The 23,237-nt window shown below is 73.2% G+C and carries 25 protein-coding genes; 4 read left to right on the top strand and 21 right to left on the bottom strand.

The genetic code is table 11. From position 1 onward, the window contains the following. The first annotated feature begins 7 nt into the window (after window positions 1-7). Together H4O22_RS06535 and H4O22_RS06530 are read left to right on the top strand one after the other, a co-directional pair. Window positions 8-910, top strand: a complete 903-nt coding sequence (locus H4O22_RS06535) for a serine protein kinase RIO (protein ID WP_182526210.1) — start codon at window positions 8-10, stop codon at window positions 908-910. A 9-nt stretch (window positions 911-919) separates the two neighbouring features. Then, on the top strand, window positions 920-2,032 hold the full coding sequence (locus H4O22_RS06530) for an LOG family protein (RefSeq protein WP_220451307.1): 1,113 nt from the start codon (window positions 920-922) through the stop codon (window positions 2,030-2,032). On the opposite strand, the gene H4O22_RS06525 is transcribed toward H4O22_RS06530, so the two are convergent. The 13 genes from H4O22_RS06525 to H4O22_RS06465 all read right to left on the bottom strand — a co-directional run bounded on the left by H4O22_RS06525 (window position 2,002) and on the right by H4O22_RS06465 (window position 15,550). Then, window positions 2,002-2,358, bottom strand: a complete 357-nt coding sequence (locus H4O22_RS06525) for a hypothetical protein (RefSeq protein ID WP_182526209.1) — start codon at window positions 2,356-2,358, stop codon at window positions 2,002-2,004. The genes H4O22_RS06530 and H4O22_RS06525 overlap by 31 nt on opposite strands. Before the next feature lie 73 nt (window positions 2,359-2,431). Beyond that, window positions 2,432-3,205 carry a GNAT family N-acetyltransferase gene (locus tag H4O22_RS06520; protein WP_182526208.1) on the bottom strand — a complete coding sequence of 258 codons (774 nt, stop codon included), beginning with the start codon at window positions 3,203-3,205 and terminating at the stop codon, window positions 2,432-2,434. Between the two features lie 10 nt (window positions 3,206-3,215). Continuing rightward, the gene (rlmN, locus tag H4O22_RS06515; protein ID WP_182526207.1) at window positions 3,216-4,367 is read right to left on the bottom strand and encodes a dual-specificity RNA methyltransferase RlmN; all 1,152 of its coding nucleotides are present in this window, start codon (window positions 4,365-4,367) and stop codon (window positions 3,216-3,218) included. Window positions 4,368-4,420: 53 nt separating this feature from the next. After that, window positions 4,421-4,783, bottom strand: coding sequence for a hypothetical protein (locus tag H4O22_RS06510; RefSeq protein WP_182526206.1), 363 nt, complete (start codon window positions 4,781-4,783; stop codon window positions 4,421-4,423). Then, window positions 4,780-5,304 (bottom strand): histidine phosphatase family protein, encoded by a 525-nt coding sequence (locus H4O22_RS06505; protein WP_182526205.1) that lies wholly within the window; start codon window positions 5,302-5,304, stop codon window positions 4,780-4,782. The genes H4O22_RS06510 and H4O22_RS06505 overlap by 4 nt, the downstream gene beginning before the upstream one ends. Window positions 5,305-5,319: 15 nt before the next feature. After that, on the bottom strand, window positions 5,320-6,186 hold the full coding sequence (locus H4O22_RS06500; RefSeq protein WP_182526204.1) for a phosphatidate cytidylyltransferase: 867 nt from the start codon (window positions 6,184-6,186) through the stop codon (window positions 5,320-5,322). A gap of 25 nt (window positions 6,187-6,211) precedes the next feature. Then, window positions 6,212-6,766 carry a ribosome recycling factor gene (gene frr / locus H4O22_RS06495; protein WP_220451374.1) on the bottom strand — a complete coding sequence of 185 codons (555 nt, stop codon included), beginning with the start codon at window positions 6,764-6,766 and terminating at the stop codon, window positions 6,212-6,214. 65 nt (window positions 6,767-6,831) lie between these two features. Beyond that, entirely contained in the window at window positions 6,832-7,545 is a 714-nt protein-coding gene (gene pyrH, locus H4O22_RS06490) for a UMP kinase (RefSeq protein ID WP_182526202.1), read from the bottom strand. Window positions 7,546-7,671: 126 nt separating this feature from the next. Then, on the bottom strand, window positions 7,672-8,793 hold the full coding sequence (locus H4O22_RS06485) for a hypothetical protein (protein ID WP_182526201.1): 1,122 nt from the start codon (window positions 8,791-8,793) through the stop codon (window positions 7,672-7,674). Window positions 8,794-8,803: 10 nt separating this feature from the next. Continuing rightward, window positions 8,804-9,925, bottom strand: a complete 1,122-nt coding sequence (locus H4O22_RS06480; RefSeq protein ID WP_182526200.1) for an SPFH domain-containing protein — start codon at window positions 9,923-9,925, stop codon at window positions 8,804-8,806. Window positions 9,926-10,265: 340 nt separating this feature from the next. Continuing rightward, the gene (gene tsf, locus H4O22_RS06475; protein ID WP_182526199.1) at window positions 10,266-11,078 is read right to left on the bottom strand and encodes a translation elongation factor Ts; all 813 of its coding nucleotides are present in this window, start codon (window positions 11,076-11,078) and stop codon (window positions 10,266-10,268) included. Window positions 11,079-11,177: 99 nt separating this feature from the next. Beyond that, entirely contained in the window at window positions 11,178-12,173 is a 996-nt protein-coding gene (gene rpsB / locus H4O22_RS06470; RefSeq protein ID WP_182526198.1) for a 30S ribosomal protein S2, read from the bottom strand. 305 nt (window positions 12,174-12,478) lie between these two features. After that, window positions 12,479-15,550 carry an efflux RND transporter permease subunit gene (locus H4O22_RS06465; RefSeq protein ID WP_182526197.1) on the bottom strand — a complete coding sequence of 1,024 codons (3,072 nt, stop codon included), beginning with the start codon at window positions 15,548-15,550 and terminating at the stop codon, window positions 12,479-12,481. Between the two features lie 80 nt (window positions 15,551-15,630). On the opposite strand from H4O22_RS06465, the gene H4O22_RS06460 reads away from it, so the two are divergent. Together H4O22_RS06460 and H4O22_RS06455 are read left to right on the top strand one after the other, a co-directional pair. Next, the gene (locus H4O22_RS06460; RefSeq protein ID WP_182526196.1) at window positions 15,631-16,092 is read left to right on the top strand and encodes a MarR family winged helix-turn-helix transcriptional regulator; all 462 of its coding nucleotides are present in this window, start codon (window positions 15,631-15,633) and stop codon (window positions 16,090-16,092) included. A gap of 99 nt (window positions 16,093-16,191) precedes the next feature. Next, window positions 16,192-16,779 (top strand): murein hydrolase activator EnvC family protein, encoded by a 588-nt coding sequence (locus tag H4O22_RS06455; RefSeq protein WP_182526195.1) that lies wholly within the window; start codon window positions 16,192-16,194, stop codon window positions 16,777-16,779. A gap of 33 nt (window positions 16,780-16,812) precedes the next feature. Here H4O22_RS06455 and H4O22_RS06450 read toward each other — a convergent pair whose 3' ends face one another. The 8 genes from H4O22_RS06450 to rplS form a co-directional block, all read right to left on the bottom strand. Then, entirely contained in the window at window positions 16,813-17,742 is a 930-nt protein-coding gene (locus H4O22_RS06450; protein WP_182526194.1) for a tyrosine recombinase XerC, read from the bottom strand. 28 nt (window positions 17,743-17,770) lie between these two features. Beyond that, window positions 17,771-18,925: a DNA-processing protein DprA gene (gene dprA, locus H4O22_RS06445; protein WP_244963131.1), complete on the bottom strand. Its 1,155-nt coding sequence runs from the start codon at window positions 18,923-18,925 to the stop codon at window positions 17,771-17,773. Continuing rightward, the gene (locus H4O22_RS06440) at window positions 18,922-20,523 is read right to left on the bottom strand and encodes a YifB family Mg chelatase-like AAA ATPase (RefSeq protein WP_182526193.1); all 1,602 of its coding nucleotides are present in this window, start codon (window positions 20,521-20,523) and stop codon (window positions 18,922-18,924) included. Before H4O22_RS06440 ends, dprA begins: the two co-directional genes overlap by 4 nt. Next, the gene (locus H4O22_RS06435) at window positions 20,523-20,888 is read right to left on the bottom strand and encodes a YraN family protein (protein WP_182526192.1); all 366 of its coding nucleotides are present in this window, start codon (window positions 20,886-20,888) and stop codon (window positions 20,523-20,525) included. Before H4O22_RS06435 ends, H4O22_RS06440 begins: the two co-directional genes overlap by 1 nt. 111 nt (window positions 20,889-20,999) lie before the next feature. Beyond that, a complete protein-coding gene (locus tag H4O22_RS06430; RefSeq protein ID WP_182526191.1) occupies window positions 21,000-21,308 on the bottom strand; it encodes a DUF2469 domain-containing protein in 309 nt (102 codons plus the stop codon). Beyond that, window positions 21,305-21,982 (bottom strand): ribonuclease HII, encoded by a 678-nt coding sequence (locus H4O22_RS06425; protein ID WP_182526190.1) that lies wholly within the window; start codon window positions 21,980-21,982, stop codon window positions 21,305-21,307. Before H4O22_RS06425 ends, H4O22_RS06430 begins: the two co-directional genes overlap by 4 nt. Before the next feature lie 37 nt (window positions 21,983-22,019). After that, window positions 22,020-22,841 (bottom strand): signal peptidase I, encoded by an 822-nt coding sequence (lepB, locus tag H4O22_RS06420; RefSeq protein ID WP_244963130.1) that lies wholly within the window; start codon window positions 22,839-22,841, stop codon window positions 22,020-22,022. 28 nt (window positions 22,842-22,869) lie between these two features. Further along, window positions 22,870-23,220 carry a 50S ribosomal protein L19 gene (gene rplS, locus H4O22_RS06415; RefSeq protein ID WP_182526189.1) on the bottom strand — a complete coding sequence of 117 codons (351 nt, stop codon included), beginning with the start codon at window positions 23,218-23,220 and terminating at the stop codon, window positions 22,870-22,872. Window positions 23,221-23,237 lie beyond the last annotated feature (17 nt).

Genomic DNA, 23,237 nt, shown 5'->3' with positions numbered 1-23,237 from the left:
GTCACCCATGACCCACCACCCGCCCGACGCCCACGCCCCTGACCGACCCGACGACCCCGACCCCGATCCCCTCGCCGGGATCGACGAGCGCTTCGTCTTCGACTTCCGCGCCTACGACGAGGTGGGCGAGGGCCAGCGCTGGACGACCTGGTACGACGTCGAGCCGCTGTCGCGCGGGCCCGAGCCGCGGCCCGCGTGGGTCGTGACCTCGCGCGGCGCCGTCGACACCGAGCTCGGCATCCTCAAGACCGGCAAGGAGGCCGACGTCTTCCTCGTGGAGCGGGCCGACCCCCTCGATCCCGGCGGCGGCGTCGTGATGGCGGCCAAGCGCTACCGCAGCAGCGAGCACCGCACCTTCCACCGCGCCGCGGCGTACACCGAGGGCCGCAGCATGAAGCGCTCCCGCGACGAGCGGGCCGTCAAGCGCAACAGCACCTTCGGCCGGCAGGTCGCCGCCGGCGAGTGGGCGGTCTCGGAGTGGGACGCGCTGCGGCGGCTCTGGAAGCTGGGGTTGCCGGTCCCCTACCCCGTCCAGGTCGACGGCACCGAGATCCTGATGGAGTGGATCACCGTCGAGTCCGAGGACGGCGTGGACACCGCGCCCCGGCTGGCGCAGACGCGACCGGAGCCGGCGCTGCTCGCGTCGTACTTCGACCAGCTGCGCGAGGCGCTGGCCACGATGGCCCGGCACGGGATCGTCCACGGCGACCTCTCGGCGTACAACCTCCTGGCGGCGGGCGACCGGCTGGTGATCATCGACCTCCCGCAGATCGTCGACCTGGTCGGCAACCTCCAGGGGATGGACTTCCTGATGCGCGACTGCGCCAACGTCTGCTCTTGGTTCCGCGCGCGGGGGCTCGCGGCCGACGAGCACGCGCTGTTCGGGGAGCTGGTGGCCCAGGCGTTCTAGGGTGCCCGGGTGAAGCGCACCCGGGGCCGCATCGTCCACGTCGAGTCGCTCGACGACCTCGACCACCGGCTCGCGGCCGGCGCGACCTCGATGTCGGGGTGGCGGGTGCGGTCGGTCGACCTGACCGGCCGCTCCGCCGAGCTCCGGCGGAGCCGGGTCGACGGCGCGACGTTCCTGGGCTGCACCTTCGCCTCCGGCGACGCGGAGCGGGTCGCTGCCGCCGGCGCGCTGGTGCTGCCCGCCATCCCCGACGTGCCGGTCGACGTGCACCGCTCCGCGCTCTACACGGCCGAGGAGCTGGTCGACGCCCCGGCGTACGAGGACTCCCTGGACGCCCGCGCCTACGCCTGGTCCCAGCGGCCCTGGGAGCCCGAGCAGGAGCTCGCCCAGACCCTGCACGACCACGCCGTCGACCAGGCGCTGCAGGAGTGGGTGCGCGGCCGGCGGCTCGTGGGCGTGATGGGCGGGCACGCCGCGCTGCGCGGCGACCCGACGTACGCCGCGGCCGCGCGCCTGGGGCAGCTCGTCGGGGCCGGGCTCACCGTCGCGACCGGCGGCGGACCCGGCGCGATGGAGGCCGCCAACCTCGGCGCCCGGCTGGCCGACCGCCCGGCGGCCGACCTCGACGACGCGCTGGCCGAGCTCGCGGAGGTGCCGTCGTTCCGCCCGTCCGTGACCGACTGGGCCCGCTCGGCGCTCACCGTCGCCGCCCAGTTCCCCGACGGCCCGGAGTCCCTCGGCATCCCGACCTGGCACTACGGCCACGAGCCGCCGAACCTGTTCGCCAGCGCGATCGCGAAGTACTTCCGCAACGCGGTCCGCGAGGCGGTCCTCCTCGAGACGTGCGACGCGGGCATCGTCTTCCTCCCCGGTGCCGGCGGCACCGTCCAGGAGGTCTTCCAGGACGCCTGCGAGAACTACTACGCCGACGAGTCGTCGGTGGCGCCGATGGTGCTGGTCGGCGAGGAGTACTGGACCCGGGTGCTGCCCGTCTGGCCGCTGCTCCGCGCGCTCGCCGCGGGCCGGGTGATGGAGCCGCACGTGCACCTCGTCGACACCGTCGAGGAGGCGGCGGCGCTTGTCGGCGGCGGTCAGCTCCACCACTTGCCGAGCGAGACGTAGCCCCGGACAGCCTCCTCCCCCATCCGGTAGCCCACGCAGAGCGGGCGCCGATCCACCAGCGAGCGGGCCGAGCAGTCCTCGGTCGACGGCAGGCGGGCGAGGATCGACGCGGGCGCCTCGCCGGGGGCGCCCACGACGTCGAACTCACGGAAGCAGTTCCCGGAGCCGCAGCCATCGGTCTCGTTGACGATCTCGAGCCCGGACGGCAGCTGCGGAAGCTCGTCCCTCGGCGGGACGGAGGCTTCCAGGTAGACCGTGAGGTTCAGCAGGGCGACGACAGCCAGCACGCCGACGACCACGCCGGCAGCGACACCCAGTGCGCGCACGAGCCGCCTTCTCACGGCGCCAGCGTGGCACACGTCGGACGGGAACGCGGTCGGACGCAAGCGCCGACGTCGGTCAGAGCGACAGCCGGTAGGACCTCTCCTGCCCGTACGGCGCGAACCCGGCGCGCCGCAGGATCGGCCCGGAGGTCTCGACCCGGCCCTTGACCAGGGCGACCGACGCGCCGTGCGCCGCGGCGTACTCCAGCCGGGCGGCGAGCAGCGCGCGGTAGACCCCGCGCCCGCGGGACGCCTCGAGGACGGCACCGCCCCAGAGCCGGGCCACGCCGTCCGCGACGGTCAGGCCGCCCGAGCCGACCGGCTCGCCGTCGACGTAGGCCACCATCCGCGCGGCCCGGCCGGCCGCCAGGTCGGCGGCGGCGCGGACGGACTCCGCCTCGACGTGCTCCTCCGGCGGGAGCTCGCCGCCGAAGACCTCGACGTTGACCGCGTCGAAGTCACGGAGCAGGTCGGGACCGTCGACGGGACGCACCTCCGAATCCGGGGGTACGCCGAGGTCCGGAGTGCCGGGGCGCAGGTCGAGGGCCAGCACGTCGAGGGTCTCGACCGGTGTCGCGCCGCGCGACCGCAGCAGGTCCTCCCATCCCGGCGGGGCGTCGAGGCGCACCCAGCACAGCAGCTCGGGCCAGTCCAGCGTGCGGGCGGCCGTGAGCGCCGCAGCGAACGCCTCGCCGAGCGGGCGGCGCGGGGTGAACCGCGCCAGCACGAGCGGGGTGAGGAACCAGTCCGGGTAGCGCACGAGCAGCAGCTCGTCGTCCTCGACCGTGCGCGCCTCGTCGGGGACCCACACCCACGCGGCCGAGGCCGCGGCGACCCGCTCGGGAGTCATCCAGCCGGGCTCAGGACTCGGTGGCTGCCAGCTGGCCGCAGGCGCCGTCGATCTCGCGACCGCGGGTGTCGCGGACGGTCGTCGGGACGCCCTTGGCCTCCAGGCGCCGGACGAACTCGCGCTCGTCGGCGGGGTCGGAGGCGGTCCACTTGCTGCCCGGGGTGGGGTTGAGCGGGATCAGGTTGACGTGCACCCAGCCCCAGTCGCCGTAGGAGCGCAGCACGTCGCCGAGCAGGTCGGCACGGTGGGCCTGGTCGTTGATGCCGCGCATCATGGCGTACTCGATGGAGACCCGGCGGCCGGTGACCTTGGCGTAGTTCCAGGCCGCGGCGACGGTCTCGTCGACGGAGTAGCGGGTGTTGATCGGCACCAGCTCGTTGCGCAGCTCGTCGTCGGGCGCGTGCAGGCTCAGCGCGAGGGTGACCGGGATGCCCTCCTCGGCGAGCTGGAGGATGCGCGGCACCAGGCCGACGGTCGAGACGGTGATCCCGCGGGCCGACATGCCGAGCCCGTCGGGCGTGGGGTCGACCATCCGGCGGACGGCGCCGATCACGGCCTTGTAGTTGGCCAGCGGCTCGCCCATGCCCATGAACACGACGTTCGAGACCCGGCCGGGTCCGCCGGGGACCTCGCCGCGGGCCATGCTGCGGTGCGCGGCGACGACCTGCTCGACGATCTCGGCGGTCGACATGTTGCGCTGCAGGCCGCCCTGGCCGGTGGCGCAGAACGGGCAGGCCATGCCGCAGCCGGCCTGGCTGGAGACGCAGACGGTGGCGCGGTCGGGGTAGCGCATCAGCACCGACTCGACGAGCGCGCCGTCGAAGAGCTTCCACAGGGTCTTGCGGGTGGTGCCGCGGTCGGCCTCGAGCGTGCGCAGCGGGGTCATCAGGGTCGGCAGCAGCGCCTCGACGAGCTCGGCGCGCTGGGCGGCCGGCAGGTCGGTCATCTGCGCCGGGTCGTCGACGAGCCGCCCGAAGTAGTGGGTGGAGAGCTGCTTGGCGCGGAAGCCGGGCAGTCCGTGCTCCTCCAGCAGCGCCTTGCGGCCGGCGGCGTCGAGGTCGGCGAGGTGCCGCGGGGGCTTCTTGCGGCCGCGGGGCTCGTCGAAGACCAGGGGCAGCGCGGTCGCGCCGGCCGGCGGCTCGGGAGTGGTGGTGGAGGACATCGCCTCGATTCTCCCACTCCCGGCGGGTCAACCGAAAACGGCGGCGGGAGCGCTCAGGAGTCGAAGTGGTAGAGGTACCAGAGCACCAGCGCCGCGGAGGCCAGCACCACGACCGCGGTGGTGACGATCCCGAGGAGCATGAAGCGGCCGAACCGCCGGGTGCGCGGCGCCACCGCCAGCCCGATCGGCACCGCCAACGCGACCAGCACGAGCGGGAACAGCCCCTCGGCGGTGTCACTGTCGACCAGCACGCTCAGCAGCGCGGCGTACGTGCCGGGGACGACGATGACGAACAGCAGCCCGGTGAAGAACCCGGCGAGCGAGCTGAACGTCGGGTGGTCGCGGTGCCACCGGCCCGGCTCGGTGTCCGGGGCGGACGGCGCCGTCGCGGCCCGCTGGCCCTCCTCCGTGCTCACCCGGACGACAGTAGTGGTTCGGGGAGCGCCACCACGGCGGGCATGCCGAGGCGCGCCCAGCGGTCCGGATCCGGCTGGGCACCGGTCAGCGCGGCCTCGACGAGCGTCCACGCCGTCCCGTGGCCGACCAGGACGACGTCCTCCCCCGCGTGCACGTGCCGCACGGAGCCGACCGCGCGCAGCACCCGCTCCCGGGTCCGCGCGAGCGGCTCCCACCCGGGGTGCGCCGGTACGTCGGGCTCGGCGAACGCCCGTCGTACCGCCCCCTCGAAGTCGTCGACCCACGCGGACCCGCGCTCCTGCTCGCGCAGGCCGTCGACGACGCCGACCTCGCCCTCGGTGAGCAGCTGGCAGGTCGCGACGGCCTTGGGCTCCGGCGAGCTGAACCACGCCGCCCCCTGGGGCAGCCGGTCGCGCAGCGCCCAGATCTCGTCGAACCCCGCCGGGTCGAGCTCCCACGTGGCGGCGGGCTCCCCGGGCACGACCAGGGGCCGGCCGTGGCGGACGAGGAACAGGGTCACGGCCGGTCGCCGTCCCTAGAAGACGAGGTAGTGCAGCATCAGCCACACCGGCGCGATGGTGGCGAGCAGCGAGTCGAGCCGGTCCATCAGGCCGCCGTGGCCGGGGATCACCTGGCTCATGTCCTTGATCCCGAGGTCGCGCTTGATCACCGACTCGCACAGGTCGCCGAGGGTGGCCATCACGACCGCGACCAGGCCCAGCAGCAGGCCGACCCACCAGTCGCCGTCGAGCAGGTAGACCACCAGCGCCATGCCGCCCAGGGTCGTGGCGACCAGTGAGCCCGCGAACCCCTCCCAGGACTTCTTGGGAGAGATGACCGGGGCCATCGGGTGCCGGCCGAACAGCACGCCCGCGGCGTACCCGCCGGTGTCGGAGGCGACGGTGATGAGGATGAAGACGAGGATCCCCTTGACCCCGTCGTCGTCGAAGCCGCCGCCGGTGCGGCCGCCCTCGGCGAGCAGCAGGGCAACGAAGGAGCCGAGGAACGGCACGTAGACGAGCGTGAAGACGGCGGCGGTGGCGTTCTTGACGTAGCCGTCGATGCCGCGGCGCAGCAGCCAGAGCATCACCCCGAGCGCGGTGACGGCGGTCGCGGTGACCAGGGCCGGCGCGCCCCAGACGTAGGCGACCACGACCATCACGACGCCGCCGACCATCAGCGGCTGCTCGGGGATGTCGATGTCCTTGGTGAGCAGCGCGCGGTGCAGCTCCCAGATCGCGACGACCACGGCGATCGCGACGATCACCATGAACGCGGTCTTCCAGAACGCGAGCGAGGCCGCGATCGCGGCGAGGAGGACGAAGGCGGAGCCGATGGCCGCGGGCAGGTCGCGGCCGGCCCGGCCGTGGTCCTTGACGGGGGCCGGCGTGGAGTCGGTCATCGAGAGGAGTGCGAGCGGGAGGTCCTCAGACCTCGAGCAGCTCGGCCTCCTTGTTCTTCAGCATCTCGTCGATGGCGTCGGTGTGCTGCTTGGTCATGCCGTCGAGCCGCTTCTCGGCGCCGGTGACGTCGTCCTTGCCGACCTCGCCGTCCTTCTCGAGCTTCTCGAGGTTCTGCTTGGCGGTACGGCGCAGGTTGCGGACCGAGACCCGGCCGTCCTCGGCCTTGCTGCGGGCCACCTTGATGTACTCCTTGCGGCGCTCCTCGGTCAGCTCGGGGAACACGCAGCGCAGCACCTTGCCGTCGTTGGACGGGTTGACGCCCAGGTCGGAGTCGCGGATCGCCCGCTCCACGTTGGCCATCGCGCCCATGTCGTAGGGCTGGATCAGGATGACCCGCGCCTCGGGGGCGGTGAACGACGCCAGCTGCTGCAGCGGGGTCGGCTGCCCGTAGTAGTCGACGACGATCTTGCTGAACATGCTGGGGTGCGCGCGCCCGGCGCGGATCGCCGCGAACTCCTCGCGCGTCGCCTCGACGGACTTGTCCATCTTGCCGTCGGTCTCGTTGAGGATGTCGCTGATCACGGCTGCTCCTGGTTGCTCGTCGGTGGTGCGCTGCTGGTGCTCGCGGGTGTGGCGGGCGGGACTCAGCCCGCGCTCACCAGCGTGCCGATCTTCTCACCCCGCACGACGCGCAGGATGTTGCCCTCCGGCTCCATGCCGAAGACGACCATGGGCAGCTTGTTCTCGCCGCACAGCGCGAACGCCGTCTGGTCCATGATCCGCAGCCCGCGGGAGATCGCCTCGTCGTAGGTGAGCTCGTCGAACTTGGTCGCGGTCGGGTCCACGTTCGGGTCGGCGGTGTAGACGCCGTCGACGCCGTTCTTGGCGACCAGGACCACGTCGCAGCGCGACTCCAGCGCCCGCTGCACCGCGACGGTGTCGGTGGAGAAGAACGGCATGCCCATGCCGGCGCCGAAGATCACGACCCGGCCCTTCTCCATGTGCCGGATCGCGCGGCGCGGGACGTACGGCTCGGCGACCTGGCCCATGGTGATGGCGGTCTGCACGCGGGTCTCCACGCCCATCTTCTCCAGGAAGTCCTGGAGGGCGAGGCAGTTCATGACGATGCCGAGCATGCCCATGTAGTCGGCCCGCACGCGGTCCATGCCGCGCTGCTGGAGCTCGGCGCCACGGAAGAAGTTGCCACCGCCGGTGACCACCGCGACCTGCACCCCGGCCCGGGCGACGTCGGCGATCTCGCGGGCGATCTTCTGGACGACGTCGGGGTCGACCCCGACGTTCCCGCCGCCGAACACCTCGCCGGACAGCTTGAGGAGCACGCGCTGGTAACCGGTCACCGAGGACCTCCCTGGTCGACATCGAGGTCGGGCCCGGCGAATCCGCGCCCAGCCCGAGGAGCAACCTATCGGATCGCGGCGTAGCCACCGAACGCCGCGGTGCGGCCCCGGCGTACGACGGGGACGTCAGGCGCTGCTGTCGGACCCCGACATCACCAGCGCCACCACGATCCCGATCAGCACCAGGGCGGCGAGCACCGCGGCGACGATCTTCGGGACGCTCCAGGGCCGCTCCCCCACGACCTCGCCGGTGTTGGCGTTGACCATCACCTGCCAGGTCTTGCCGCCGTAGAGGTAGGTGGCGATCCACAGCGGCATCAGCACCAGCTTAAACATCGCCTGGGAGTAGGTGACGTCCATGTCGGAGACCCGCTGCTCGTCGCCGCCGATGTCGTGCTCGCAGTCGTCCTCGATGACCGCGCGCATCGTGCCGCGCGCCTGGTCGGACCCCTGCTGGGGGTCGATGTCGTAGCGCAGCGCGGAGTAGCCGGTGAGGTACTCCTGCTGGAAGGGCCGGGCGTCCTCGAGCTTCCAGGGGCCCATCTTCTCGAGCTTCTCGGGGTCGAGCCGGCCGGTGCCGACTACGACCACGTCGTCGAAGGACCGGGCCACGTGCCCGGACGCGTGGCGCCAGCGGGTACGCCGCTCCTGACGGGTCTCGGTGCGGGTGCCGCCCTTGCCATCGGAGACCTGGTGGCTGACGGTCACGTAGTAGTAGTCGCCGCGCTGGCCCTCGTAGTCGGTCTCGGTGTGCGCGTCGTAGGTCCAGTGCGGGACGTAGGTGCCCTGCAGCCCCTCGGTGGAGCCGACCTTCTTCAACGCCCCCGGCGCGAACCGGCGGGAGCTGACCCAGTCGCCGAACGCCTTCTCCGCCGCACGGCGGTCGAGGTGGAAGGGGACGACCGCCTCGGGGGCGACCAGCCCCTCGGGGTGGGCGACGGCGACCAGGGCGCCGCCGCAGAACTGGCAGGTGCCGGCCAGGTCGGTGGTCTCGGTGCGCGCGCCGCACCCGCGGCACTGCAGGTCGTGGGCGCCCAGCGACGCCAGCTCGACCGCGCCGTGCCGGCTGGTCCACTCGTCGAAGGAGTGCTCCCGGATGACGGCGCCGGTCTCGGCGATCGCCAGCTCGCCGCCGCAGGAGGAGCAGCGCAGCGACGTCGTCCCCGGGGCGTACGCCGTCTGGGCGCCGCAACCGGGGCAGGTGGAGCTGAGCGGGGCAGGCGCGGGCGCGGTCTCGTCGTGGGGCACGGCGTGCTCCTCAGGCCTGCGGGGGAAGCGGCGGCGGGGTGGCGGCGAACAGGCCCTGGAGCTCGGGGAGCTCGGAGGCGGCCGTCCAGGCGGCCATGCCCTGCTGCCACACCAGCGTGGTCGGCGTCAGCTCGCCGGCGGCGACCCGGCCGGCCAGGTCGGCCGCGGCCAGCGGCCCGACCTGGGCCCCGCCCAGCGCGAGGAACCACGGCTGTGCGGCGCCCGCGCCCGGCAGCGGCGGGGGCCCGCCGGCGGGCGCCTGAGCCTGCTGGGGCTGCTGCGGGGAGAGCGCGTTGGCCATCTGCTGGCCCATCGCCACGCCCATCCCGAGGCCCATGCCCTCCCCGGCGCCGCCGGGGTTGTTGGCGGCGTCGCCGATGGCGGTGGCGGCCTGGAACTTCGCGTACTGGTCGAGGTTGCCGAGCACCCCCATCTGGGTGCGCTTGTCGAGCGCCTCCTCGACCTCGGCGGGCAGCGAGATGTTCTCGATGACGAACCGCGGGATGCTGATGCCGAAGTCGGCCAGGTTGCTGGTGAGGGTGCCGGCCAGGGTCGCGGCGATCGTCTGCTGGTTGGCCGCGAGGTCGAGCATCGGGAGGTTGGAGTTGCCGAGCGCGGTGCCGACCTGGCTGACGATGTTCTGGCGCAGGAACTCCGCGACCTCGTCGGTGCGGAACTGCGGGTCGGTGCCGACCAGCTGGCGCAGCAGCTTGGCGGCGTCGACGACCTGGAGCGCGTAGGTGCCGAAGGCGCGCAGCCGGACCATCCCGAACTCGGCGTCGCGGACCGTGACGGGGTTCTGGGTGCCCCACTTCATGTCGGTGTACTGCCGCATCCCGACGAAGTAGACCTCGGCCTTGAAGGGCGAGTTGAAGCCGTACTTCCAGCCCTTGAGGGTGGAGAGGATCGGGAGGTTCTTGGTCTCCAGGGTGTAGGTGCCGGGCGTGAAGACGTCGGCGATCTGGCCCTCGTTCTCGAAAACCGCGACCTGCCCCTCGCGCACGACGAGCTGGGCGTTCATCTTGATCTCGTTGCCCTGGCGCGGGAACCGCCAGACGAGGGTGTCGCGGCTGTCGTCGAGGAACTCGACGATGTCGATGAACTGGCCGCGCACCTTGTCGAACAGACCCATGGGTTCCCCTCGTGACGAGACGGCCGTTGCGACCGCACCGGGACACTACTGGACCCCGGGGCTCCCCCGCGGGCCATTCGCACAGCCCCCTCCCCGCCCCCGTTGCACGCCGAGTCGGCGCTTGTGTCCGCCCGTTCGGCTCGGGGACGTCATACGTCCTGGCGGCGACGACCACCACCTCGTACGACGTCCCGCGGAACGTCATCCGTGCCGGTCGCTACCGCCGCCAACTCGTATGACGTCCCGCCGCCCCGAGCGCAGCGACGACACCGCGGCAAATGACAAGAGGCCGGGACGGAGCGTTGCGCTCCGTCCCGGCCTCGTCGGCGGGTGCCTGGGGTCAGGCGCCGACCTCGAAGCGGACGAACTGCTTCACGGTGGTGCCGGCCGCGTCGAGGACCGCCTTGACGGTCTTCTTGTTCTCGGTCACCGACGGCTGCTCGAGCAGGACGACGTCCTTGAAGAAGCCGTTGAGCCGGCCCTCGGTGATCTTGGCGATCGCCTGCTCGGGCTTGCCCTCCTCGCGGGAGGTCGCCTCGGCGATCTCGCGCTCCTTGGCGACGACGTCGGCGGGGACCTCGTCGCGGGTGAGGTACTGCGGGCGCATGGCGGCGACCTGCATGGCGGCAGCCTTCGCCGCGGCCTCGTCGCCGGCGTACTCGACGAGGACGCCGACGGCCGGCGGCAGGTCGGCCGCGCGGCGGTGCAGGTAGACGGTGGTCTCACCGTCGAAGTACGCGACCCGGCCGAGCTCGATCTTCTCGCCGATGGAGACGGCGAGGTCGTCGACGATCTGGCCGATGGTCTTGTCGCCCACGGTGACGGCCTTGAGGGTCTCCGCGTCCGCGGCCTTCGCCTCGTTGGCGGCCTCCGCGATCTGCTGGGCGGCGGCGACGAACTGGTCGCCCTTGGCGACGAAGTCGGTCTCGCAGTTGAGCTCGACGAGAGCCCCACCGGCGGTGGCGACCAGGCCGGCGGAGGCCTCGCGCTCGGCGGCGCGCTCGGCCATCTTCTTGCCACCCTTGATCCGGAGGATCTCGACGGCCTTGTCGAAGTCGCCGTCGGCCTCGGTGAGGGCCTTCTTGCAGTCCATCATGCCGGCGCCGGTCTGCTCACGGAGCTTCTTGACGTCAGCGGCGGAGATGTTCGCCATGTGTCTCTTCCCTCTGGTTCGAAAGTGGTGGGCAGGCCGTCACCGGCGCGACGGGGCCCGGGTACGTCGTACCCGGGCCCGCGCCGCGGTCGGGAACGATCAGGCCTGGGCCTCGTCAGCAGCAGGCGCCTCGGCCGCGGGGGCCTCGGCGGCGGGGGCCTCGGCGGGCGCCTCGGCCTCGGTCGCCTCAGCGGCGGGCTCGGCAGCCGGCTCGGCGGCAGCGGCGGCGACCTCGGTCGCGGCGACGCCCTCGCTGGACGCGCCGGTGGCCTCCGAGGCAGCAGCGCCGTCGGCGCCGGTGGCGGCCTCGGCGACCTTCTCGGCGTCACCGGTCAGGAGCTCGCGCTCCCACTCGGCGAGCGGCTCCGCAGCGGCGGGGGCGGTGCCCTCGCCGGTCTTGGCGCCGGAGCGGGCGATGAGGCCCTCGGCCACGGCGTCAGCGACCACGCGGGTCAGCAGCCCGACGGCGCGGATGGCGTCGTCGTTGCCCGGGATCGGGAAGTCGACCAGGTCGGGGTCGCAGTTGGAGTCCAGGATGCCGATGATCGGGATCCGCAGCTTGCGGGCCTCCTCGACGGCGAGGTGCTCCTTGTTGGTGTCGACGATCCAGACCGCGTTGGGCGTCCGGCTCATCTCACGGATGCCGCCGAGCGACTTGTTGAGCTTGTCGCGCTCGCGACGCATCTGCAGCAGCTCCTTCTTGGTGCGGCTGCTGCCGGCGACGTCGTCGAAGTCGACCTCGTCGAGCTCCTTGAGGCGGTTGATCCGCTGGTGGACCGTCTGGAAGTTGGTGAGCATGCCGCCGAGCCAACGCTGGTTGACGTAGGGCATGCCGACGCGGGTCGCCTGCTCGGCGATCGCCTCCTGCGCCTGCTTCTTGGTACCGACGAACATGATCGTCCCGCCCTTGGCCACCGTCTCCTTGACGAAGGCGTAGGAGCGGTCGATGTAGGCCAGCGACTGCTGCAGGTCGATGATGTAGATGCCGTTGCGCTCGGTCATGATGAAGCGCTTCATCTTGGGGTTCCAGCGACGGGTCTGGTGCCCGAAGTGGACGCCGCTCTCGAGGAGCTGGCGCATGGTGACGACTGCCATGATCTTCTCTTCTCCTGGTGGTCGAGCCCCGTGAGCGTGTCCTTGAAGCAGGGCACGCCGGGAACCCGGGCCGTATCGTTTTCAGTTCCGTGCGACCGACGGGTGCCGGTCGCCCTGACGCCTGCACGCGGTCCGACCCGCATCTCTGCGGGACCAAGGACCGTCGCCCGCGGGTGGTCGACCCCGGAGCGGGGCCGTCGCGGTCTGCCGACGTGCGAAGTCGATCTGTGTGCGGACACACCGATCGCGTCCTCCAGCGTACGGGACGGCGAGCGCGCACCGCCAATCTGCGCGCCCGCCCCCGCTCAGCCGGCCTCCGCCACCGGACCGCCCTGGCCGCCGGCGACGCGGGCCGCGCGCTTCGCGGCCCGGCGCTCCTTGCGCCGCTCGACCAGCAGGTAGAGCGTCGGCACGAGGAGCAGGGTGAGCACCGTGGAGGAGATCAGCCCGCCGATCACCACGATCGCGAGCGGCTGGGAGATGAACGCGCTCCCGCCCGTCACCCCGAAGGCCATCGGGGTCAGCGCCAGGATCGTGGCGGCGGCCGTCATCACGATCGGCCGCAGCCGCTTGCCTCCGCCCTCGGTCAGCGCCTCCCGGACGCCGGCGCCGTCCTCGCGGTACTGGTTGACCAGGTCGATCAGGACGATCGCGTTGGTCACCACCACGCCGATCAGCATCAGCGCCCCGATCAGGGACGCCACCCCCAGCGGGACCCCGGTGACCACCAGCAGCAGCAAGGCGCCGGTCGCCGCGAACGGGACCGAGACCAGCAGGATCAGCGGCTGCACGAGGGAGCGGAACGTGCCGACCATGACCAGGTAGACGATCGCGATCGCGACGAGCAGGGCGAGACCGAGCTGGGCGAACGCCTCGGCCTGCTCCTCGGAGACGCCGCCGAGCGCGACGTCGGTGCCCTCGGGGAGGTCGAGGTCGTCGAGGAGCGCCTCGACGTCGGCCGTGACCGATCCGAGGTCGTCGGCCTCCGGCTCGGCGGTGATGGTCACCGTCCGCTCGCCGTCGGCACGGGTGATGGTCGTGGCGACGCGCTGCTCCTCGACCTCGGCCACCTGGCCCAGGGTCGCCGAGCCGTCGCCGACGGGCAGCCCGCGCAGCGCCTCGACCGAGGCCGGCTTCTCCCCCGCCGCCATCACCACGTCGAGCTGCTCGCCGTCGACCGACGCACGGGCGATCGGCGGCTGGCTGAGGGTCTGGGCCAGCAGTTGCCCGAGGACCGACGGCGTCAGGCCGGAGGCGGCCGCCTGCTCGCGCGGCTGCACCGAGAGGATCGGCTGCGCCGCGGCGGCGTCCGAGGTCACGACCCCGATGCCGTCGACCGTGGCGAGCTCCTCGGCGACCAGCGTCGCCGCCTCGTCGAGGGACTCCTGCTCGGTCGCGGTGACCACGACCTCGAGCGCGGAGCTGAACGAGGAGTCGCTGGCGCTCACGGTCACCTCGCCGTCGGCGGACCCGAGCTGCTCCTCGAGGTCGTCGGCCACGGCGTCGGCGTCGGCCTCCTCGTCGAGGGTCAGGGCGAAGGAGGTGGCGCCGCCGTCGAACGCCGCCATCGGCCCGGCGCCGACCGAGGTCTGGACGGTCTCGACCTCGTCCACGCCCAGCAGGGTCTCCTCGACCTCGCGGGCCGCCTCGTCCTGGCGGCCCAGGCTCGCGCCCGGCTCGAGCTCCTGGGTGACCGTCAGCGTGTTCTGCCCGCTGCTGCCCAGGAAGTTGGTCTTGATGAGCGGCGCGAGCGCGAGGGTGCCGAGCAGCAGCGCGAACGCGAGACCGACCGTGAGCCACGGGCGCCCGAGGACCCAGCCCAGGGCCGGGTCGTAGATCCGGCGCAGCCAGCTGCGCTCCTCCTTCGCCTCGGCCTCGGCCTTGACCGCCTGGACGTCGACCGGGCCGTCGGGGGCCTTCAGGAACCAGAACGCCAGGACCGGGATGATCGTGAGCGCGACCAGCAGCGAGGCCATCAGGGCCAGCGCCACGGTCACCGCGAACGGCCGGAAGAGTTCCCCGACCTGGCCGCCGACGATGCCGATCGGCAGGAACACCGCGGCCGTCGCGATCGTCGAGGACGTGATCGCCCCGGCCACCTCGCGCACGGCGGTGGTGATCGCCGCGAGCTTCTCCTCGCCGTACGACAGGTGCCGCTTGATGTTCTCGATGACGACGATCGAGTCGTCGACGACGCGTCCGATCGCGACCGTCAGCGCCCCGAGCGTGAGGATGTTGAGCGTGTAGCCGCCGAGGTGGAGCCCGATCAGGGTCACCAGCAGCGAGAGCGGGATCGAGATGGCGGTCACCAGCGTCGAGCGCACGGAGAACAGGAAGATGAGGATCACGACCACGGCGAAGAAGAGGCCGAGACCGCCCTCGGTCGTCAGGTCGTGGACGGACTGCTCGATGAACGGCGCCTGGTCGAAGGCGACCGCGAACGACGCGTCGTCGCCGAGCTTCTCCTCGAGCTCCGGCATCAGGTCGGCGACCGCGTGGGAGATGTCGACGGTGTTGCCGTCGGGGGTCTTGGTGATGCCGATCGAGAGGCTGGGCGAGCCGTCGGTCCGCGCGTACGACGTGGGCGCGGCCTGGCCGACCTCGACCGTGGCGAGCTGGGCCAACGGCTGCGTGCCGCCGTCGGGCAGCGTGACCGCGACGGCCTTCAGCCCGGCCAGCGTGGTCGGCGTCGCCCCGACCTGCACCGAGAGCGAGGTGTCGCCGTCGTCGATGCTCCCCGCGGGCACCATGGAGGCGTTGCTCCCGAGGGCCTGCGAGATGGTCGCGGCCGTCACCCCGCTCGCGGCGGCGGTCGGCCGGAGGGTGATCTCGACCCGGTCCTCCGGCGCGCCGGTCACCGTCACCTGGCGCACGCCCTCGACGTCCTCGAACTCCGGGACCACGATCCGGTCGACCGCGTCGGCGAGGCTCGCGGGGTCCTCGTCCGAGGTCACCGAGAGCTGGACGACCGGGAACTGGTCGAAGCTGCCGGCGAAGACGACCGGCTCGACCCCGTCGGGCAGCGTCTCCAGGTCGGCGACCGCGGACTCCACCTCCTGCTGGGCGACGTCGAGGTCGGTGCCGTACTCCAGGGTGACCAGCACCAGGGCGGAGCCGCTCGAGGACGTCGAGGAGACCTCCTCCAGCCCGTCCACGCCGGCGACCGCGTCCTCGACGGGCGCGGCGATCTCCTGCTCCACGGCCTCGGGCGAGGCCCCGGCGTACGGCACCACGACGCCGACCGCCGGGAACTCCAGGTTGGGGATGAGCTCCATCTTGAGCGAGCCCAGCGAGATGCCGCCGAAGATCGCGACCATGACGGTCGCGAGGGCCACGAGGGCGCGGTTGCGCAGGGAGAACGAGGCGAGATTGCCCACGAGCGGGACTCCTGTGTGGTGCAGACGTGGATCACCCGGGGGCGATAGTTAGCCTGAGCCTAACGGGTATTCTCGAGGTCGTGAGCGACCGCCCTCAGCACCTCGACTCGCTCGACGCGAGCCTCCGGATGGTCGAGGAGCTCAGCATGAGGGTGCGCATCGACGCGGTGGTCGCGACCGAGCTCTCGATCCAGCAGCTGAAGGTGCTGCTGCTCGCGGTCCACCGGCCGCCGCTGACCGCCCACGACGTGGCCGACGAGCTGGGCGTGAGCGCCGCGACCGTCTCCGGGCTGGTCGGCCGCCTCGTCGACCACGGTCTCCTGCGCCAGGAGCCCTACGCCGAGGACCGCCGGGTCAAGCACCTGCGCGCGACCGAGGCCGGCGAGCTGGCCGTCAGCGAGGTCGCCTCGATCCAGCTGCAGCACCGCCAGGCCGTGCTCGAGAGGCTCGCCGACGACGAGCTGGAGGCGCTGGCCGTCGGCATGGCGGCGGTGGAGCGGGCGCTGCGGGGACTGGTCGAGGACGGCGGGTTCTCGGGCTGACCGCCCGGGAGTCGTCCACAGGGGCGGTCCGCGACGGGGATCTCCCGAGGTCAGCACGCGCCGGCGACCGACGGCGCCGGTCGCGCGCACGCTGACCGCATGCGCACCCTTGCAGCCCTCGTCCTGACCCTGGTCCTGCTGGGCGCGGCCGTCCCCGGCGCCGGTGCCGGCCCCGAGGAGGAACCGGTCGGCACCTGGCCGCTCGCGCCCGAGCCCGAGGTCGTCGCGCCGTTCGACCCCCCGGCGGACCCGTGGGGGCCGGGCCACCGGGGGGTCGACCTGCTCGGCAGCGTGGGCCAGCGGGTCCGGGCGGCGCTGCCCGGCACGGTCTCCTTCGCCGGTTCGCTGGCCGGTCGGGGGGTGCTGGTCGTCGACCACGGCGGGACCCGCACGACGTACGAGCCGGTGACCGCCTCGGTGACGGTCGGGACCCAGGTCGCTGCGGGCGCTCCCCTCGGCGTCCTCCAGGCCGCCCGCTCGCACTGCGCCCCCCGCGCGTGCCTGCACTGGGGGTGGATCGAGGGCGCCTCGACGTACCTCGACCCGCTGCGCCTGGTCGGCGGCGGCCCCGTGCGCCTGCTGCCGCTGTGGCGCGACGAGCCGGTGGCGCGGGCGGGCCGGGCCGGTCCGGGGAGCACCGCGGCGTACGTCGCGTGGCGGCCGCCGCTGCTGGCGCTCGACTGGTGAGGCCTCGCGACGCCCGCTGACGCGTCCTTGTCGTCAGGCGCGGGGGTGCGCCTGCTGGTAGGCGCGGCGCAGCCGGTCGGTGGTGACGTGCGTGTACCGCTGGGTGGTGGCCAGCGAGGCGTGCCCGAGCAGCTCCTGCACCGAGCGCAGGTCGGCGCCGCCCTCCAGCAGGTGCGTGGCCGCACTGTGGCGCAGGGCGTGCGGGCCGATGTCGGGGGCGCCGGGGACGTCGGCGATCCGCCGGTGCACCAGCGTGCGGACGGCACGCTGGTCGATCCGGCCGCCGCGGGCGCCGAGGAACAGGGCCGCTCCCGACCCCTCGCGGGCGACCAGCGGCCGGCCCTGCTTGAGCCAGAACTGCAGGGCCCGCGCCGCGGGACGCCCGTAGGGCACCGTGCGCTCCTTGCGCCCCTTGCCGAACACGCGAACGACGTTGCGGTCGGCGTCGACGTCGTCGACGTCGAGGCCGGCGAGCTCGCCGACGCGGATGCCGGTGGCGTAGAGCAGCTCCAGCATGGCCACGTCGCGGAGCCCTAGCGGGCTGCCGTCGTCGGCGATCTCGGTGGCGGCGGCGATCAGGTCGCGCGCCTCGTCGACGCGCAGCACCGACGGGAGGACCGAGTGCGCCTTCGGCGAGCCGAGGCTGGCTCCGGGGTCGACCTCGACCCGGCCGGTCCGGGCGAGCCAGGCGGTGAAGACCCGCGCCGCGGTCGCCCGCCGGGCGAGGGTGGTGCGGGAGCGGCCGAGGGTCTGCTGCTTGGCCAGCCAGCTGCGCAGCGTCCGCAGGTCGAGCTCGGTGACGTCCTGGATGCCCATCCGGTGCGCGTGCTCGAGCAGGCCGGCGAGGTCGGTGAGGTAGGCCCGCACGGTGTGCGGCGCGAGGTCGCGCTCGGAGACGAGGTGGCGCTCGTACTCCCCCAGCAGCCGCGCGAACGCCTCGGGCAGCTCACGCTCGTCGGTCACCTCCCGAGTCTAGGAACGACAGCACCCCCTAGTCGTGAGCGAGCGCGGCGAGCCGCCATCCGCCCTCGTCCTTCTCGACATAGCCGCCCCCGCGCAGCCGCTCCAGCGCCGAGGCCACGGTCAGCATCGCCAGGCCGGCGGCCCGGGCGATCGAGTGGGTGCCGGCTCCGTGCCGGACGGGCACCGCGTCGAGCACCTGCCGGTCTTGGGAGGACAAGCGGTCGCGGGACCGCTCACGTCCCCGTGGCTCCTCCACGACGTGCTCCCCGGCGGGCGACACGACGTCCAGGACCTCCGACCCGGAGGTGACCAGGGTCGCGGCCCCGCTGCGGAGCAGCTGGTGCACCCCCTGGGACGGGGCACTGGTGATCGGCCCGGGCACCCCCATCACCGGCCGGTTCAGCCGGCCCGCCCAGTTGGCGGTGTTGAGGGCCCCGCTGCGGACCGCCGCCTCGACCAGCACGGTGCCGGCAGCGAGCGCCGCGATGATCCGGTTGCGGCTCAGGAACCTGATCCGCATCGGCGCACCACCGGGCCGGGTCTCCGAGATCACGGCCCCCTCCCGGGCCAGGTGCTCCAGCAGGTCGCGGTGACCCTCGGGGTAGATCCGGTCGGCTCCGCACGCGAGCACGGCGACGGTGGTGCCACCACCTCCGAGCGCGCCCCGGTGCGCGGCCTGGTCGATGCCGTAGGCGGCCCCGGACACGATCGGGCATCCTGCGCGGGCGACCACGGCCGCGATCAGCCCGGCGGCGTCGCCGCCGTACGACGTCGCCGAGCGGGAGCCGACGACGGCGACGGACCCGGCGAGCGTGTCCAGGCGGACCGGTCCGCGCACCCACAGCCCCAAGGGCGGCCCGCCGCGCTGCTGCAGGGCGGGGGCGTGCGCGAGGTCCTCGAGCTGGGAGGGCCACTCCTCGTCGCCGGGAACGACGAAGCGCAGGCCGGCCTTGGCGGCGTCCGCGAGCTCGTCGGCCGGGTCCCTGCCGCCCAGCCTGCTCTCCGCGTCCTCCCGGATCTGCCGGGTCGTGCGGTCGGCACGCTGGCGGAGGACGTCGGCGTACAGCACCTGCGCCCCTGCCTCGGCCACCACGGCGGCGACCCGGGGATCGCCCGGCTCGGTCAGCTGGGCCAGGCCGACCCGGGCCAGCCGCTCGGCCTCGGGCGCCAGGGCGGCGCTCACGACGCCCGCCGCTGCAGGACCCGGAGCGCCAGCGCGTCACCTCGGCGCAGGGCGAGGGCGGTCTCGACCTCCTCGGCCCCGGGTCGCCGCCGCGGATCGCTCGGCCCCTGGAGGTCGAGGATCGTCCAGGCCAGGCGGTGCACGCGGACCGCGCCGCGTGAGGTGATCTTGGCGTCGTAGACGTCGCTGTCGAGCCGGTCGCGCCCGGCGGCGTCCAGCGGCCAGCGATCGCGCAGCGCCGCCCCGGGGACGTGGGCGTTGAGCCGCCATCCCTCCCCGTCGTAGCGCTCTCGCTGGCGGGCTCGGGCGGCGGCCACCCGCACCCGCACGGCTGCCGACCCCTCCGGCACGGAGAAGCGGTCGCTGCGCTCGAACGGCTGCAACGGCTCCACGTGGCGCAGGATGTCGACGCGGTCGGCGACCGGGCCGGTGATCTTGGCGCGGTAGTCGCGGCGGGCGACCTCCTTGCACCGGCACCGGTTGGTCGTCGCGTTCGGCGTGAAGTCCCCACACGGGCAGGGGTTGCACGCGAGCACGACCATGCCGCGAGCCGGCAACCGGACCTGCTCGTCGGTGCGGGCGATCACCACGTCGCCGTTCTCGAGGGGTTGTCGGAGCGCCTCGATGGCGTCGCTGCGGAACAGCGGGAACTCGTCGAGGAAGAGCACGCCGGCGTGGGCGAGACTGACCGCGCCCGGTCGCACCTGGCCGGTGCCGCCGCCGACCAGGGCGGCCTTGCTGGCGTCGTGGTGCGGTGCGAGGAAGGCCGGGCGGCGGATCATGCCGTCGCTCGGGTCGAGCACCCCGGCGAGCGAGTGCAGGGCGGTGAGCTCCAGCGACTCCTCGGGGGTCAGGTCGGGCAGCACGGTCGGGATCCGCTCGGCGATGCTGGTCTTCCCGGCGCCCTGGGGTCCGGAGAGCATCACGTGGTGGCCACCCGCGGCCGCCACCTCGATCGCGAACCGGCCGTCGACCATGCCGACGAGGTCGGCGAGATCCATCTCGTCCATCCGCTCCTCGCCCCGCCACGACAGCAGCCGGCTGCCCGACGCGGCCGCCACCGGCGGAGCGGGCGGCACCTCCTCGCCGCGGAGCTCGGCGACGACCTGGGCCAGCGACCGCACCCCGAGCACCTCCATCCCGGGCACCATCGCTGCCTCCGCGGCCTGCGGCTCGGGCACGAACACGCGGTGGATGCCGCGGTCGGCTGCGGCCAGCACCATGGGCAGCACCCCCGCGACCGACCGCAGCCCTCCGTCGAGCGTCAGCTCCCCGATCAGCACCGTGCCCCCGAGAGCGGTGCCCGGCAGCCGCCCGTCGGCCGCCAGCACCGAGACCGCGATGGCCAGGTCGAAGTGCGTGCCCCTCTTGGGCAGGTCGGCCGGGGAGAGCAGGATCGTGATCCGCTTGGTCGCCGGCCACGTGAGCGAGGAGTTGACGATCGCCATCCGGCACCGGTCCCGGGCCTCGTGGATCGAGGCGTCCGGCCGCCCCACCAGGGTGGTGCCGACCTGACCGGGCGACACGTCGGTCTGCACGTCGATCAGGTGGCCGAGCGCGCCCTGCAGCGACACCGTGCGGGCGGTCGCGAACGGCATCAGCCGATCCCCCGCACGTGGTCGACGCTCGAGGCCCCGCGGCGCGGGCGGATGATCGCGACCAGGTCGAGACGGATCTCCACCGCCCCGATCCCGTGCGCCTCGCGCCAGCGGACCGCCAGCCGGCGCAGCCGCGCGAGCTTGGGCTCGGTGATCGCCTCGTGCGGGGTCCCGCACCGGTCGCTGCTGCGCGTCTTGACCTCGCACACGACGAGCACGTCGCGGTCGCGCAGGACCAGGTCGAGCTCGCCCTCGTCGCAGCGCCAGTTGCGGTCGAGCAGGACCATGCCCTGCGCCGTCAGGTGCCGCGCGGCGAGCGACTCGCCGTACGCGCCCAGCGCCTGCTTGGTGGTAGTTCCCGTCATCGCTGACCTCCTGCGGTCAGCCTCGCCGGGGGCGGGGACGGCAGGCGTCCGGCCGCCTCGGCCTGGGGACGAACCCCTCCAGGGGAGCCCCTGTGGACGACTGGTGGCCCGCTACGGCTTGGGCGGGTCGATCTCCGCGGGGGTGAGCTCCTCGACGTTGACGTCCTTGAACGTCAGCACCTTGACGTTCTTGGCGAAGCGCGCCGGGCGGTACATGTCCCAGACCCAGGCGTCGCTCATCGAGACCTCGAAGAACACCTCGCCGGCCTCGGTGCGCGCCTTCACGTCCACCTGGTTGCACAGGTAGAAGCGGCGGTCGGTCTCGACGACGTACTTGAAGATGCCGACGACGTCGCGGTACTCGCGATAGAGCGTCAGCTCCATCTCGGTCTCGTACTTCTCGAGGTCCTCGGCGCTCACGAGTGCGACTCTAGCGGCGACTCCAGGCCGGCGGCCCGACGCACGTTGACGAACCGCATCCGGTGCACCGGCGACGGGCCGTGCTCGGCCAGCGCGGCGGTGTGCACGTCGGTGATGTAGCCCTTGTGGGTCTTGAAGTCGTACGCCGGCCACTCGCGGTCCAGCTCGGTCATCAGCCGGTCGCGGGTCACCTTCGCGAGCACCGACGCGGCCGCGATGCACGCGGCGACCCGGTCGCCCTTCCAGACCGCGAGGCCGGGCACGCCGAGCCCGTCGACGGGGAACCCGTCGGTGAGCACGTACGCCGGGGGCAGGTCGAGCAGCGCGACCGCGCGCCGCAGGGCCTCGATGTTGGCGACGTGCATGCCCAGCCGGTCGCACTCCTCGTGGCTGATGACCACCACCGACCAGGCCAGGGCCCGCCGCACGATCTGGTCGTAGCAGCGCTCGCGTGCCCGCTCGGTGAGCAGCTTGGAGTCCGCGAGCCCCGGGACCACCCCGGCCGGCCCGGCGGGCAGGATCGCCGCGCCGGCGACGAGCGGCCCGGCGCACGCTCCGCGACCGGCCTCGTCGACGCCGGCGATCGGCTCGATGCCGTGGCGGCGCAGCGCGCGCTCGTAGCCGTAGAGACCGGCGTCGCGTCGTACGGTCGCACCTCGGGGGAGGAAGCTCATCGGGGATCCAGCGCGTCGTGGGTGGGGCGGGACGGGGTCAGGACGGGTCGGGGACGTCGGCGAACGCGTCGACGCCGTCGGTCACGTCGAACCGGTCGGCCGGCCACACCCGGGCCAGCAACCGGCCGACGACGAGGTCCTCGTCGACGAACGGGTCGGTCGCGCAGCTCTCCCGCCCGGGCCGGCACAGCCGCGCCGAGGAGTCGGCGGAGTGCGCGCGGTTGTCGCCCATCACGAACAGCTCGCCCTCGGGCACCGGGCCCGCGGTCCAGCCCTGGCGGCAGCCGCTGCCGCCGTTCGGCATCGGGCCGAAGCACTTCTCGCCGTCGGTCACGGCGTACTCCGACTCCTCGACCGGCACGCCGTTGACCAGCAGCCGGCCCTCGTCGTCGCAGCACTCGATCACGTCGCCCTCGACGCCGATCACGCGCTTCACCAGGTGGCCGCCGGTGGGGTAGAGCCCGACCGCGGCCAGCGCCTTGCTGAGCGGGCTGGTCGGCCCGGACGAGCCGGCGTCCAGCCAGCCGCCCGGGTCCTCGAAGACGACGACGTCGCCGCGCTGCGGCTCCCCGCCGAACCAGTACGACGGCTTCTGCACCACGATCCGGTCGTTGCGGACCAGGCCGGGCTCCATCGACTCCGAGGGGATGTAGAAGGACTGCACGAGGAACGCCTTCACGAACGCGGCGAGCGCCACGGCCACCACCAGCAGGACGACGGTCTCCTGCCAGGCCGAGAGCTTGCGGCGCTTCGCCGGCCCGGCGGACGACCCGGAAGACGACCCGGAAGACGACGAGGACCGCGGGTCCCCGGCGCCGTCGTTGTCGACAGGCGGGGTCCCGCGGTCCTCGGTGGTCACGCGCAGATCCTAGGCAGGTGCCCGGAGCTCAGGACTCGCGGCGCTCCTTGATCTTGGCGGCCTTGCCGCGCAGGTTGCGCAGGTAGTACAGCTTGGCGCGGCGGACGTCACCGCGGGTGACGATCTCGATCTGGTCGAAGATCGGGGAGTGCAGCGGGAAGGTCCGCTCGACGCCCACGCCGAAGGAGACCTTCCGGACGGTGAAGGTGCGGCCCACGCCGGAGCCCTGGACCCGGATGACGACGCCCTGGAAGATCTGGACGCGGGACCGGTTGCCCTCGACGACCTTCACGTGGACCTTGATGGTGTCGCCCGCGCGGAAGGCGGGGACGTCGGTGCGCAGCGATGCGGCGCCGAGCTCGGCGATGACGTTGGTCATGATTCTCCTCGCGAGTG

Origin of the sequence: Nocardioides dongkuii (genome assembly GCF_014127485.1) — a bacterium.
Classification (GTDB): Bacteria; Actinomycetota; Actinomycetes; order Propionibacteriales; family Nocardioidaceae; genus Nocardioides; species Nocardioides dongkuii.
Note: the sequence above shows the minus strand (reverse complement) of the source record. Positions and strands in the feature narration are given on the sequence as shown.

Bases quoted from the DNA above. Each gene is read 5' to 3' on its own strand.
- H4O22_RS06535 (WP_182526210.1), top strand. From the start codon at position 8: ATGACCCACCACCCGCCCGACGCCCACGCCCCTGACCGACCCGACGAC.
- H4O22_RS06520 (WP_182526208.1), bottom strand. From the start codon at position 3,205: ATGACTCCCGAGCGGGTCGCCGCGGCCTCGGCCGCGTGGGTGTGGGTC.
- rlmN (WP_182526207.1), bottom strand. From the start codon at position 4,367: ATGTCCTCCACCACCACTCCCGAGCCGCCGGCCGGCGCGACCGCGCTG.
- H4O22_RS06500 (WP_182526204.1), bottom strand. From the start codon at position 6,186: ATGACCGACTCCACGCCGGCCCCCGTCAAGGACCACGGCCGGGCCGGC.
- H4O22_RS06480 (WP_182526200.1), bottom strand. From the start codon at position 9,925: ATGGGTCTGTTCGACAAGGTGCGCGGCCAGTTCATCGACATCGTCGAG.
- tsf (WP_182526199.1), bottom strand. From the start codon at position 11,078: ATGGCGAACATCTCCGCCGCTGACGTCAAGAAGCTCCGTGAGCAGACC.
- rpsB (WP_182526198.1), bottom strand. From the start codon at position 12,173: ATGGCAGTCGTCACCATGCGCCAGCTCCTCGAGAGCGGCGTCCACTTC.
- H4O22_RS06455 (WP_182526195.1), top strand. From the start codon at position 16,192: ATGCGCACCCTTGCAGCCCTCGTCCTGACCCTGGTCCTGCTGGGCGCG.
- H4O22_RS06440 (WP_182526193.1), bottom strand. From the start codon at position 20,523: ATGCCGTTCGCGACCGCCCGCACGGTGTCGCTGCAGGGCGCGCTCGGC.
- H4O22_RS06435 (WP_182526192.1), bottom strand. From the start codon at position 20,888: ATGACGGGAACTACCACCAAGCAGGCGCTGGGCGCGTACGGCGAGTCG.
- H4O22_RS06425 (WP_182526190.1), bottom strand. From the start codon at position 21,982: ATGAGCTTCCTCCCCCGAGGTGCGACCGTACGACGCGACGCCGGTCTC.
- rplS (WP_182526189.1), bottom strand. From the start codon at position 23,220: ATGACCAACGTCATCGCCGAGCTCGGCGCCGCATCGCTGCGCACCGAC.